Annotated in this window: 12 protein-coding genes and 1 riboswitch; of the genes, 3 read left to right on the top strand and 9 right to left on the bottom strand. The window is 65.9% G+C overall.

Annotation, left to right across the window (positions count from 1 at the left end):
- Nucleotides 1–2: 2 nt before the first annotated feature.
- The 6 genes from BST12_RS05570 to ctaD all read right to left on the bottom strand — a co-directional run bounded on the left by BST12_RS05570 (nucleotide 3) and on the right by ctaD (nucleotide 6877).
- Nucleotides 3–953, bottom strand: a complete 951-nt coding sequence (locus BST12_RS05570; RefSeq protein WP_139801512.1) for a respiratory chain complex I subunit 1 family protein — start codon at nucleotides 951–953, stop codon at nucleotides 3–5.
- 5 nt (nucleotides 954–958) lie between these two features.
- Nucleotides 959–2944, bottom strand: a complete 1986-nt coding sequence (locus BST12_RS05565; protein ID WP_083112017.1) for a proton-conducting transporter transmembrane domain-containing protein — start codon at nucleotides 2942–2944, stop codon at nucleotides 959–961.
- Nucleotides 2941–3420 (bottom strand): NADH-quinone oxidoreductase subunit B family protein, encoded by a 480-nt coding sequence (locus BST12_RS05560; RefSeq protein ID WP_083112016.1) that lies wholly within the window; start codon nucleotides 3418–3420, stop codon nucleotides 2941–2943. The genes BST12_RS05565 and BST12_RS05560 overlap by 4 nt, the downstream gene beginning before the upstream one ends.
- Nucleotides 3421–3433: 13 nt before the next feature.
- Nucleotides 3434–3775 (bottom strand): ArsR/SmtB family transcription factor, encoded by a 342-nt coding sequence (locus BST12_RS05555; protein ID WP_083112015.1) that lies wholly within the window; start codon nucleotides 3773–3775, stop codon nucleotides 3434–3436.
- A 95-nt stretch (nucleotides 3776–3870) separates the two neighbouring features.
- Entirely contained in the window at nucleotides 3871–5106 is a 1236-nt protein-coding gene (serB, locus tag BST12_RS05550; protein WP_083112014.1) for a phosphoserine phosphatase SerB, read from the bottom strand.
- Nucleotides 5107–5131: 25 nt separating this feature from the next.
- On the bottom strand, nucleotides 5132–6877 hold the full coding sequence (ctaD, locus tag BST12_RS05545) for an aa3-type cytochrome oxidase subunit I (RefSeq protein WP_083112115.1): 1746 nt from the start codon (nucleotides 6875–6877) through the stop codon (nucleotides 5132–5134).
- A 146-nt stretch (nucleotides 6878–7023) separates the two neighbouring features.
- On the opposite strand from ctaD, the gene BST12_RS05535 reads away from it, so the two are divergent.
- Nucleotides 7024–8118, top strand: a complete 1095-nt coding sequence (locus BST12_RS05535; RefSeq protein ID WP_083112013.1) for an iron-siderophore ABC transporter substrate-binding protein — start codon at nucleotides 7024–7026, stop codon at nucleotides 8116–8118.
- Nucleotides 8119–8255: 137 nt separating this feature from the next.
- Complete coding sequence (locus tag BST12_RS05530; protein WP_083112012.1) at nucleotides 8256–9296, top strand: NAD(P)-dependent alcohol dehydrogenase; 1041 nt, start codon at nucleotides 8256–8258, stop codon at nucleotides 9294–9296.
- Nucleotides 9297–9320: 24 nt separating this feature from the next.
- On the opposite strand, the gene BST12_RS05525 is transcribed toward BST12_RS05530, so the two are convergent.
- Nucleotides 9321–9677: a DUF3349 domain-containing protein gene (locus BST12_RS05525; RefSeq protein ID WP_083112011.1), complete on the bottom strand. Its 357-nt coding sequence runs from the start codon at nucleotides 9675–9677 to the stop codon at nucleotides 9321–9323.
- Nucleotides 9674–9991, bottom strand: a complete 318-nt coding sequence (locus tag BST12_RS05520) for a DUF3349 domain-containing protein (protein ID WP_083112010.1) — start codon at nucleotides 9989–9991, stop codon at nucleotides 9674–9676. Before BST12_RS05520 ends, BST12_RS05525 begins: the two co-directional genes overlap by 4 nt.
- Before the next feature lie 132 nt (nucleotides 9992–10123).
- A riboswitch (cobalamin riboswitch) is annotated at nucleotides 10124–10303 on the top strand.
- 34 nt (nucleotides 10304–10337) lie between these two features.
- Between BST12_RS05520 and BST12_RS05515 the strand changes: the two genes are divergently transcribed.
- Nucleotides 10338–11975 (top strand): PPE family protein, encoded by a 1638-nt coding sequence (locus BST12_RS05515; protein ID WP_083112009.1) that lies wholly within the window; start codon nucleotides 10338–10340, stop codon nucleotides 11973–11975.
- A gap of 12 nt (nucleotides 11976–11987) precedes the next feature.
- Here the strand turns inward: BST12_RS05515 and BST12_RS05510 are convergent, their stop codons facing one another.
- The gene (locus tag BST12_RS05510) at nucleotides 11988–12434 is read right to left on the bottom strand and encodes a hypothetical protein (RefSeq protein ID WP_139801500.1); all 447 of its coding nucleotides are present in this window, start codon (nucleotides 12432–12434) and stop codon (nucleotides 11988–11990) included.
- Nucleotides 12435–12445: the final 11 nt, after the last annotated feature.

Here is a 12445-nt window from a genome sequence, read left to right as displayed (position 1 = left end):
AGTTACCCTTGCGCCGCAAAGAAGTTCGCCGACGTAACCGCCAGCAGGGCTAACAGGAAGGAACCCGCCAGTAGTTCGGGCACCCGGAACAATCGGAGTTTGGCGAGAAAAACCTCGGCGCCGGCGAGCACGACGGCCAGCAGGGCGACCTTCGCGCTGATGGCCGCGACTCCGATCCCGACGCCGATCAGGCTCGGCCGGCTGTCGGCAATCCCCCAGGGAATGAACAGATTCGCCAGCAGTGCCAGTAGCACCGTGAGTCGCATCGCGCTGGCCCACTCGACGAGTGCCAGCTTGGGTCCGGCGTATTCGAGCACCATCGCCTCGTGCACCATGGTCAATTCGAGGTGCGTCGCCGGATTGTCCACCGGCAGCCGGCCGGTCTCGGCGACCACCACGATCACCAGGGCGACCAAGGCGAGGATTCCGGACAGTGAGATCACCACACTCGGGCTGCCGAGCGTAAAGGCAACGATGGCTCCGAGATTGGCCGAGTCAGCCGGGATGGAGAGCGCAAAGACGGCCAGCAGGATAGTCGGCTCGACCAGGGCTGCAATGGTGATCTCACGGCTGGCGCCCATCCCGCCGAACGAGGTGCCGGTGTCGATACCGGCCAGCGTCAGCGCAACAGTGCCCAGAAACAGCAGGCCCACCACCGTGAACAGATCGGCGACGGGGTCCAGCGGCGAACCCGTCGCGACCAGTGGGGCGATCGCGGCGATCAACAACGTCGTCGCCGCCACCACCACCGGAGCCGCCGCGAACACCCAAGTGGTGCCTTCCGGCCTGATCTGCTGCTTACGCAACTGCTTGCGCAGGTCGCGCCACGGCTGCAAAATGCCGGCACCGCAACGTCCTTCGGACCTCGCGCGGATCTGTCGCATCAGGCCGACGATCAGCGGGGCCCCCACCACTACCGCGCCGATCTGCGCCGCGCCGGCCACCATGGACATCACGTTCATCGCGCCACCACCAGCACGATGAGCACGCCGAGTGCCCCGTAGCCGAGGTACAGATGCACACTCCCGTTGTGTGCCCGCCGGACCACTTGTGCGCAGCGTGCGACGGCCTGCAGGACCGGAGCGTAGACACGGTCCTCGACGGCGTCGGCCACGTTGGCGCGGTACGCGATCTTTTCCACGTGATAGCGCGTCTCCTCCAGGTGCGTCACCTCGATGCCGGTGTCGGGGCGCAGCACGTCGTCAAAGACGCGCTGCAGCGGCTGGCCGAACGACGTCGCCGTGTATTGCATGCGCGACGTGAGTTCATCTGCCCCGCAGGCCCATAGCGGTGACGTCGCAGTCGGCGGGCGGTGACGCGAGCCCCACCTGGTCAGGCCCACCACGATCAGCACGGCCACGACGATGGCGGCGGCCAGCAGGGCCGGCGCGATCGAACCGTTCACACCCGGCAACCGCAGCACCGTGCCCAAACTGGTGAGATCGGCGTTTCTGGACGGCGGGAGGGTTCTGAGCACCGCCTGAAGCACCCCGACGGCGGCACCCGGGGCCACCGCGACCACGAGGCATCCAACCGCCGCAACCGCCATCCCGGCCCGCATGCTGATCGGCGTTTCGGCTGCCCGCAGCGCCCCTTCCGAGCGCGCCCGTGCCAGGAAACCGGTGCCGAACGCCTTGACCATCGCGGCCACACCCAAACCGGTCGTCAGCGCGACCGCCCCGACCCCCAACGGCGTCATCAAACCCACCATCGTGTTGTGGTGCGGCCGGGCGTGGATCAGCGATTGCACCAGCAACCATTCACTGACAAAGCCCGCGCCCAGCGGCAATCCCGAGGCGCCCAGTGCCGCGATGCCGAAAAATGTCGTGGTGAAAGGCATTCGGCGGGCAAGTCCGCCCAGCCGGTCGAGGTCACGGTGCCCGGTGGCCACCAGAACCGAACCCGCGGCCAGGAATCCCAGGCTCTTGAACGCGGCGTGCGCGACCAGATGCAGCAACGCCGCGGTCATGGCGATGACGGCCGCCGCACCGGCGCCGGCGGCCGACGACAAGGTGGCCGCACCGAGCGCCAGCGTGACCAGGCCCATGTTCTCGATCGTCGAGTATCCGAGTAGCCGCTTGAGATCGGCGGCCACCGACGCCTGCAACACGCCGTATACCGCCGAGACGGCGCCGACGGCGAGCAGGACCCCGCCCCACCACCGCGGACCCGGGCCCAGCAACTGCAGATCGACTCGGATGATCCCGTAGATGCCGAGGTTGACCATGGCCGCGCTCATCAGCGCCGAGACCGGACTGGGTGCCTCCGGGTGAGCCCGCGGCAGCCACGCGTGCAACGGCAACAGGCCAGCCTTGGAACCGAATCCGGCCAGTGTCAGCATGAATACCGCGCTGCGCACCCCGCCCGAGACCTTGTTTATATCGGTTATAGCGGCGAACCGATCCGTGCCGACCGCCGCGGCCAGCACCATCAGCCCCAGCAGAATCCCGGCGAATCCCAGTTGCGTCATCACCGCGTAATAGCCTGCGGCGGAACGGACTTCGGCCCGGCGATGATCAGTCGCAAGCAAAATCAGCGAGGTGAGCGCCATCAGCTCCCAGAACAACAGGAAGCTGGGCACCGATCCCGCGGCCGGCACCAACAGCATCGCCGCAACGAACAGCGGCAGGGTTAGCTGCGCGACGGCGCCCAGTCGCTCGCGACGCGCGTATCCGATGCTGTATACCCCGACGGCGACGGCGACCGCTCCCGTCAGCGCCATGAAGAACCCGCCCAATCGACTGACTTCGAGGTCCACGCCACTGAGCGGAAGCAGCCACCCGACCTGTACCCGCGGCAGCGTGCCGAACACACCCGCGAGTCCCAACCCGGCTCCGGCAGCACCGATCGCCGCCGTAGCTCCCCCGCTTAGCAGATGCCCGATTTCGTTGCGGCGCACTGTATCCGAATGGCCGGCTGGTGCGGCCGCGATCGTCGCAGTCACCTGCCGGTCACCGCGCGCAGGGCCGCCACCACCTGGTCGGGCGAGGGCGGACATCCCGGAATCTCGACATCGGCTCCGATGACCTCGGCAACGGAGCCGACCACGCCATAGGCGTCCCCGAACACACCCCGGTTGAGCGCACAGTCACCACAGGCGATCACCAGCCGGGGTTGCGGTGTGGCGGCCAACGTGTTGCGCAGCGGCTGAGCCATATTCCGCGTGACCACCCCGGTGACGAGCAGCGCGTCCGCATGCCGCGGGGACGCTACCAGCCGGGCCCCGAACCGTTCGGCGTCATACACCGGCCCGAACGCACCGGATATCTCAACCTCGCAGCCGTTACAGGAACCGGCGTCGACATGGCGGATCTGCAGCGATCCGCGCACCCCGGCCGGCGCAGCGACCGCTTGTGCGGGGGCCGCGGCGGCTTGTTCAGCGACGCGGCCAAGCCGCAGGATTCTGCTGATCCACCCCATGTCGCCGCACCTACTACCTGTCCACCGGGACGCCGGCGCGCAGATCTTCGAGCACCGCGACCTGGCCGGTGAGCATTCCGGTCAACACCCGCCGGGCCACGGCCATCAGTTCGGTGATCAGCGGTGATGTGATCGAGTAGATCACCGTGTTGCCGTCTTTGCTCGCGGTGACCACCCCGGCACGCCGCAGCACCCCAAGCTGTTGAGACAGGTTGGATGACTCCAGGCCCACCTCGGGCAACAGCTCGGCTACCGTGTGATCGCGCTCGCAGAGCAGTTCCAGAATCCTGATCCGGGCCGGATGCCCGAGCGTCTTGAAGAACTCGGCCTTGAGCTTGTACAGCGGCTCCGACACACGATCCTCGCTTAAGACTTTGTAAACTTAACGATTGAAGAATTTATCATATGATGGGCACCGAAATATTCGCGGATGAAGTTTGTCGTGCTGAGTTACTCGGCGCGGATCTCCACGCGGCGCAGCACGCCGTCGGCAGCGTCGGCGGCCTCGATCTCCCCGCGGGTCATACCCAGCAGGAAAAGCACCGTGTCCAGATACGGATGACTCAGCGACGCGTCGGCCACCTCACGCAGCGCCGGCTTGGCGTTGAAGGCGATTCCCAGGCCCGCGGCGATCAGCATGTCGATGTCATTAGCGCCGTCGCCGACTGCGACGGTCTGCTCCATCGGCACTCCGTACTGTTCGGCGAAGGCGCGCAGCGCAGTGGCCTTTCCCGGGCGGTCGACGATTGTTCCGACGACCCGCCCGGTGAGTATGCCGTCGACGATTTCGAGCTGGTTGGCGGCGACGAAGTCCAGCTTCAGCTCCTCGGCGAGGGGTTCGATGATCCGCCGGAAGCCGCCCGAGACCACGCCGCACCGGAAACCCAACCGCTGTAGCGTGCGCAGCGTGGTGCGTGCGCCCGGCATCAATTCGAGTTGCGCGGCGACGTCGTCGATCACGCTGGCAGGCAGGCCGGCCAAGGTGGCCACGCGTTGTTCCAGCGACTCCGCGAAGTCCAACTCGCCGCGCATTGCTGCCTCGGTGATGGCCGCGACCTTTCCCTCGGCGCCGGCCCGGGCCGCGAGCATTTCGATGACCTCGCCCTGAACCAAGGTGGAGTCGACGTCGAACACGATGAGCCGTTTGGTGCGCCAGGCCAGGCCGTAGTCCTCGACGGCGATGTCAACGTGCTCGTTGGCCGCGACCTGGGTCAGGGCGGTCTGCAACAAGCCGTCGACGCCGGGCGGCACCGAAACTCGTAGTTCGAGGCCGGTGACGGGATAGTCGGAGATGCCGCGGATGAAGTCGATGTTGACGCCCAGGCTGGCCACTTCCCTGGCGACCGCTCCGAAGGCCCCGGCGGTGATCGGACGGCCCAGCACGAAAATGGTGTGGGTCGAGGGCTCCTGGATGACCGGCAGGTCGTCGCTGCGCTCGATCGTGACGTCGAGGCCCTTTTCATGGACGGCGACCGCGACTTCGCTGCGCAGCGCAGTACTGTCAGCGACTTCCAGCGCACACAACACCAAAACACCCAGCGTGAGCCGACCCCGGATGACCACCTGTTCGACGTTGAGCAGCTCCACCCCGTGCCGGGAGAGCACTTCGAAGAGGGCAGAGGTAACACCCGGCTGATCGATGCCGGTGACCGTGATCAGTACCGACACATTGGGTGACGCGGTCACCCGCGGCTGCGACCAATCAAAACGATCAAGAGCGAACGCTCACGTCGTCGGCCCGAGTCACGTCGTGGCCCTCGTGTCCGTGCGCCCTGCCTACGTGGGACTCGGCGCGCATTCGCTCCACCATATGCGGATAGTGCAGCTCGAATGCGGGACGCTCCGAGCGGATGCGGGGCAGCTCGGTGAAGTTGTGCCGCGGCGGCGGGCAGCTGGTCGCCCACTCCAGCGAGTTCCCGTACCCCCACGGGTCGTCCACGGTCACCACCTCGCCGTAGCGCCAGCTCTTGAACACGTTCCACACGAACGGGAACATCGACGCGCCAAGGATGAAGGCGCCGATCGTCGAAACGACGTTCAGTGCCTGGAAACCGTCGGTGGGCAGGTAGTCGGCGTAACGGCGCGGCATCCCCTCGTCGCCCAGCCAGTGCTGCACCAGGAACGTGGTGTGGAAGCCGATGAACGTCAACCAGAAGTGCAGCTTGCCCAGCCGCTCGTCGAGCAGGCGACCGGTCATCTTCGGGAACCAGAAGTAGATGCCCGCGAACGTGGAGAACACGATCGTGCCGAACAGCACGTAGTGGAAGTGTGCGACCACGAAATAGCTGTCGGTGACGTGGAAGTCCAGCGGCGGACTGGCCAGCAGCACGCCGGTCAGACCACCCAGGAGAAAGGTGACCGCAAAGCCGATCGAAAACAGCATCGGCGTCTCAAATGTCAACTGGCCTTTCCACATGGTGCCGATCCAGTTGAAGAACTTGATCCCGGTCGGCACCGCGATCAAGTACGTCATGAAGGAGAAGAACGGCAGCAGGATGGCGCCCGTGGCGAACATGTGGTGCGCCCACACCGCGACCGACAGCGCGGCGATCGACAGCGTCGCGTAAACCAGCGTGGTGTAGCCGAAGATCGGCTTGCGGGAAAAGACCGGGAAGATCTCCGAAACGATTCCGAAGAACGGCAGCGCGATGATGTACACCTCGGGGTGGCCGAAGAACCAGAACAGATGCTGCCACAACAGGACTCCGCCGTTGGCCGGGTCGTAGACGTGAGCGCCCAGGTGCCGATCGGCCGCGAGGCCGAACAACGCCGCGGTCAGCAGCGGGAACACGATCAGCACCAGGATGGACGTCACCAGGATGTTCCAGGTGAAGATCGGCATCCGGAACATCGTCATTCCCGGTGCCCGCATGCAGACGACAGTCGTGATCATGTTGACCGCACCGAGGATGGTGCCCAGACCGGCGACCGCCAGACCCAGGATCCACAGGTCACCACCGGCGCCCGGCGAGTGGATGGCGTCGCTGAGCGGGGTGTATGCGGTCCAGCCGAAGTCGGCGGCACCGCCCGGGGTGATGAAGCCCGCCATCGCGATCGTGGCACCGAACACGAACAACCAGAACGAGAAGGCGTTCAGCCGCGGAAAGGCCACATCGGGTGCGCCGATCTGCAGGGGCAACACCAGATTGGCGAAGCCGAAGACGACCGGAGTGGCATAGAACAGCAGCATGATCGTGCCGTGCATGGTGAACAGCTGGTTGAACTGCTCATTCGACAAGAACTGCAGCCCGGGCGAGGCCAGCTCGGTACGCATCAACAACGCCAGCAGCCCGCCGATGAAGAAAAAGATGAAGCAGGCGACGCAGTACATGATGCCGATCAGCTTGTGATCGGTCGTGGTGATCAGTTTGTAGACGAGGTTCCCTTTGGGACCGGTCCGCGCCGGGAACGGGCGGACTGCTTCGAGTTCTCCCAACGGGGGCGCTTCGGCTGTCAACAGCTCCTCCAAACATCCATCCCGGACAGGGCGGCTTTACGCATTAATGACTGGAATCTTAGCCCTCGATTGCGACAGCGGCAGGCCAGGTCCTACAAACTGTCGTAAATGCCTGGAGCAGGGGCCCCGGTGTTACCGTCGGACGCGTGTCTTTCGGCGGGAGGCGGTCCACTTTCTTCACCGCCGCAGCGGCAGCAGTGCTCGTGACCTGCAGCGGCTGCGGTTCGGATCAGCCGCCTGGCAGTGCGTCACGCTCGGTCGTCACTCCCACCACCCAGATCGCCGGCGCCGGGGTGCTGGGCAACGACCGCAAGCCAGACGAGGCGTGCGCGCGCGACGCGGCCGCCGCGGATCCCGGACCGTCCACCCGGCCCGCGCACAACGCTTCCGGAGTCACCCCCGATATCGCCCAGGTGCCGGCCGACCCACAGCGCATAGTGGTGCTCTCCGGCGACCAGCTCGATGCGGTGTGCGCGCTCGGGCTGCAATCCCGGGTGGTCGCCGCCGCGTTGCCGGACGGTTCCACAAGTCAACCCTCGTACCTGGGTAAGGCGCTGCACGACGTACCAGGAGTCGGCTCCCGCAATAATCCCGATCTGAACGCGATCGCCGCGGCTCACCCGGACCTGATCCTGGGCTCGGTGGCATTGACGGCGAAGCTGTACCCGCAGCTGGCAGCGATCGCCCCGACGGTGTTCACCGGAGCGCCGGGGGCGGCGTGGGAAGACAACCTGCGTGGTGTCGGGGCGGCGACGGCGCGCGGCACCGCGGCGGACGACTTGATCAAGGGGTTCGCGCAGCGGGCCAAAGACGTCGGCGCAAAACATGACGCCACCCACTTCCAGGCATCGGTGGTCCAGCTGACGACCAACACCTTGCGGATATACGGGGCGAACAACTTTGCGGCCAGTGTGCTGACGGCGGTGGGAGTGGACCGGCCCGCCGCACAACGATTCACCGATAAGGCCTACATCGAGTACGGCACCAGCGACGCCGACCTGGCCAACGGGCCGGACTTCTCGGCGGCCGACGGCGACATCATCTACGTGTCTTGCGCATCGCCGGCTGCAGCCGAGCGCGCGGCCGCCGTCCTGGATAGCGATCCCTGGCGCCGGCTGTCGGCCACCCGCGACAATCGGGTGTTTGTCGTCAACGACGAGATCTGGCAGACCGGCGAGGGACTGATCGCGGCGCGCGGCGTCGTCGACGACCTGCGCTGGATCAACGCGCCCATCAATTAGGTCGTCAGTTTTTGCTCAAGGCCGCCGTGCCTAGCGGGTCATAAGCTGATGCCCGGGACCCACCAGCCCACTGCGCCTGAGAAATTTAACTTGGCTAAGCTTTTTACGACGCAACTGAAAACCGCAGAGAGATTGCCATGACCACTGTTTCCGCATACGCGGCCAGCTCGGCCACCGAGCCGCTGACCAAGACCACCATCACCCGTCGCGACCCCGGACCGCACGATGTGGTGATCGATATCAAGTTCGCCGGCATCTGCCACTCCGACATCCACACGGTGAAAGCCGAATGGGGCCAACCGAACTACCCCGTCGTCCCGGGCCACGAGATTGCCGGGGTGGTGAGCGCCGTGGGCTCCGAGGTGACCAAGCACAAGGTCGGCGACCACGTCGGCGTGGGCTGTTTCGTGGACTCCTGCCGGGAATGCAGCAGCTGCCAGCGCGGGATCGAGCAGTACTGCAAGCCGGGCGCCAGCTTCACCTACAACTCGATCGGCAGGGACGGCCAGCCGACTCAAGGCGGCTACAGCCAAGCGATTGTCGTCGACGAGAACTACGTCCTGCGTATACCCGCTGCGCTGCCGCTGGACGCCGCGGCACCGCTGCTATGCGCGGGCATCACACTGTTTTCACCGCTGCGGCACTGGAACGCCGGGCAGGACACGCGGCTGGCGATCATCGGGTTGGGCGGGCTGGGCCACATGGGCGTGAAGCTCGGCGCGGCGCTGGGCGCCGAGGTGACGGTGCTGTCGCAGTCGCTAAAGAAGATGGAAGACGGCCTGCGCCTGGGCGCCAGCAACTACTACGCGACCTCCGACCCGGAGACGTTCAAGAAGCTGCGCGGCAGCTTCGACCTGATCCTCAACACCGTCTCGGCGAACCTTGACTTGAACCAGTATCTGAACCTGCTCGACGTCGACGGCACGCTCGTCGAACTCGGCATTCCCGAGCACCCGATGGAAGTGCCGGCGTTTGCGCTGGCCCTGATGCGGCGCAGCCTGTCCGGGTCCAACATCGGCGGGATCGCCGAGACCCAGGAGATGCTGGACTTCTGCGCCCAACACGACGTCAAACCCGAAATCGAGGTCATCGAACCGGATTACATCAACGAGGCATACGAGCGGGTATTGGCCAGCGACGTGCGCTACCGCTTCGTCATCGATATTTCGAAGCTGTAGCAGCTACCGGAGCCCCGTAGGGGGTTAAGCGCCCGGTTCGCCGACGGTGATTCCGGCCAGCGGCCAACCGGCGGCGGCCAGCACACCTGCGACCCGCTGAATGTTTTCCGGACCGGCGTCGTAATGCGTTACCTCGGAAATGAATTCGGCGATCTCGTCACGGTTGATCACACCGTCGGCGGTGGCCGTTGAACCCGGGGCGGTGATGTCGCGCACCACCTGCCTGATCTGGTCCTCGGTCAGCGGCGTTGCGCGCAGCAACGCCAACAACGGCACCCGGTCGGGACCTGGGACGCCTTCGGGGTAGCCGGCGCGCAGCCACCGCAGTACCGAACTGAAGAAAGCCGTCTTACCCGTGGCCCCGGCGGCAGTCGATGTCATGCGGTTACCGCCGGCTCAGCCGTGTCCCCGTTGACGAAATCGCTGATGCCCGCCAGCGGCCAGCCGGCGGCCGCCAACTTGGCCGCAACCCGGGCGATGCTTTCCGGACTGGCGTCGTAGTGCGTCATATCCTCGATGAAGTCCGCGATCACGTCACGTTCGGGCTGGCCGTCCTCGGCTTCCTCGTCGATGGCGTCTACGGCGTCTTCGATCTCGTCCTCGGTCAAAGGTGTGCTGCGCAGTAGTGCCAACAGCGGCACGCGGTCGGGTCCAGGAACACCGTCGGGGTAGCCGACTTGCAGCCAGCACACCACGGAACGAAATAGGGCAGCCGTAGAAGAAGGGGTTATCGCCACGCCATTAGTTTCACGGCGCCCGGATAGCGGCGCCACCATCGTGGCGGGGCATCGGTGACAATTCATGTGTCGTTCACGGCGCGCACACGTGGCCGTTGGATGCGACAATGTCGCGCGTAAGGCAATGACGATGCAGGAAGCCGGTGCAAAGCCGGCGCGGTCCCGCCACTGTAATCGGGGAGCGACCCTCACAAGCCACGGCCACCGGCTGGAAGGCGAGGCGAGCGGCGATCCGAGAGCCAGGAGACTCGCGTCATCGCGTACTGCTACCCGGGGCGGTGCACCCCGAGAGAGCTGACCCGCCATGACGCTTTGGATCGCGTTACCTCCAGAAGTGCATTCGTCGCTGCTGAGCAGTGGCCCGGGGCCGGGGCCGCTGCTCGGGGCGGCCGAGGCCTGGCACTCGTTGAGTGTCGTCTACGCCCAGACTGCCGACGAGTTGACCGCGCTGCTGGCCGGAGTGGAAGCAGGTTCCTGGGACGGCCCCACCGCCACCGCGTATGTGGCCGCCCACGCGCTGTATCTGGCGTGGCTCATCCAAGCCAGCGCTGACGGCGCAGCGATGGCCGCCCGTCAGGAAGCCGCGGCCGCCGGCTATACCGCCGCCCTGGCCGCGATGCCGACCCTGGTGGAGCTGGCCGCCAACCACGCCACCCGAGCAGTGCTGGTAGCGACGAATTTCTTTGGCATCAACGCGATTCCGATCGCGCTGAACGAAGCCGATTACGCGCGCATGTGGATTCAGGCCGCCACCGTGATGAGCGTCTATCAAGGTGTTGCCACTGCCGCTGTGGCCGCCGCGCCGCAGAACACACCGGCGCCGCAGATCGTGAAATCGAACGCGGCCGCAGCCGCCGATTTATTCGCCACACCCCCCGACTGGCAGCAGCTGATCCTGCAATTCCTGCAGGACATCGGGTATACGGCCTTCTACGACAACGTCATTCAGCCGTTCATCAATTGGCTGGCGAACATCCCTTTCCTGCAAGCGCTGTTCGCGTTCGACCCGTATCTGCTCATCCTGGGCAATCCACTTACTTACCTCAGCCCGCTCAACATCGCGTTCGCCCTTGGCTATCCGATGGACATCGGAACGTATGTGGCCCTGCTCTCAGAGACATTCGCGTTCATCGCGGCCGATCTTGCCGCGGCGTTCGCGTCGGGCAATCCCGCGACCATCGGTTTTGCTCTGCTGTTCGCTACCGTCGAAGCCGTCGGAACGATCATCACCGACACCATTGCATTGCTGAAGACACTGCTCGAGCAGACGCTGGTGCTGCTCCCGGCGGTGGTGTCGCTGCTGGCCGCGCCGCTGGTGCCGTTGGCCACCGGCGCCGTGCTGGTGCCGATCGGCGCCAAGGGCTTGGCAGCTTTGGTTGCGGTGCCGCCTGCGCTGCCGGTTGCGCCAACCGCACCGCCCGTCGCGGCGCTGGCGCCAAGCATCCCGACCTCTCCCCCTACGCCGTCGCCGGCTCCCGTCGACGCGAGCGCGGCCGCGTCCACACCCGCCCCGCCACCGCCGTCGGCAACGGCGCCACCGCCGGTGACCGGGGCGGGTCTGGGCCTGGGGATGGGCGATTTCGGCTACCTACTGGGCGGATTGAGTGCCGATGCCAAACGAACGGCGGGCTCCGGCGCCCGGAAGAAGGAGCCGGAACCCGACAGGACCGGAGCCCCAGCAGTCGAAGCGGCCGCCGCCGAGCAGGCTCAAGCTCAGCGGCGGCGCCGGGCCAAGGCCAAACAGCTCGGACGCGGCTACGAATACATGGATTTGGAGCCTGACGGCGTGGCAGCCGCAGATCAGGGCGCGGGGCCTCTCGGGTTCGTCGGCACGGCGCACAAGGTCGGGGGCTTGGCGGCCGGGTTGATCACACGCCCGGGCGATGCGCTCGACGACGGCCAGCGCATGCCGGTGATGCCGAGCACCTGGGAAACCGCTTGATCTAGCCCGAAGCTAGTGGCCGTTCTCCTCGCGCAGGGCTTGCATCGCCAAGTTGTCGAGCAACTGCCGACCCCAGGCGGTGCGCAACTGAGGCAGCAGCGCCGAGACCACACCCGCAGCGGTGAGCGCGAGACGTAACAGACCATCGGGTGCCCTGTCTGCGTCACGGAGCACCTCGTACTCGGCGCTGGGATCTCCCGAATGTTGTGCCATTGCCATCCGGGCCACTAGCCGGTTGTCACGGTCGAGGTCGATCTCGTCGTCGGTAGACGCCAAGGTCAGGGTTTCGCCGATCTCCGCGACTTCGTCCGGTTCGCAGAGCTGAGCCACCAGTTGCCACAGGATCGACACGGTAGCGCGGATCAGTTGCGACAGCCGGTGAGTCGGGATGACTTCATCGTCGATGATGACGCGCATGCCCGCTACGTCGCCGCGCTCGCCATGCTGGATGAGCGCCAATGCGCGACGGA

Origin of the sequence: Mycobacterium angelicum, assembly GCF_002086155.1 — a bacterium.
In the GTDB taxonomy this organism is placed as follows: Bacteria; Actinomycetota; Actinomycetes; order Mycobacteriales; family Mycobacteriaceae; genus Mycobacterium; species Mycobacterium angelicum.
Note: the sequence above shows the minus strand (reverse complement) of the source record. Positions and strands in the feature narration are given on the sequence as shown.

Excerpts from the sequence above, each read along its gene's own strand:
- BST12_RS05570 (WP_139801512.1), bottom strand. The coding sequence starts at position 953 with ATGTCCATGGTGGCCGGCGCGGCGCAGATCGGCGCGGTAGTGGTGGGG.
- BST12_RS05560 (WP_083112016.1), bottom strand. The coding sequence starts at position 3,420 with ATGGGGTGGATCAGCAGAATCCTGCGGCTTGGCCGCGTCGCTGAACAA.
- BST12_RS05530 (WP_083112012.1), top strand. The coding sequence starts at position 8,256 with ATGACCACTGTTTCCGCATACGCGGCCAGCTCGGCCACCGAGCCGCTG.
- BST12_RS05525 (WP_083112011.1), bottom strand. The coding sequence starts at position 9,677 with ATGACATCGACTGCCGCCGGGGCCACGGGTAAGACGGCTTTCTTCAGT.
- BST12_RS05515 (WP_083112009.1), top strand. The coding sequence starts at position 10,338 with ATGACGCTTTGGATCGCGTTACCTCCAGAAGTGCATTCGTCGCTGCTG.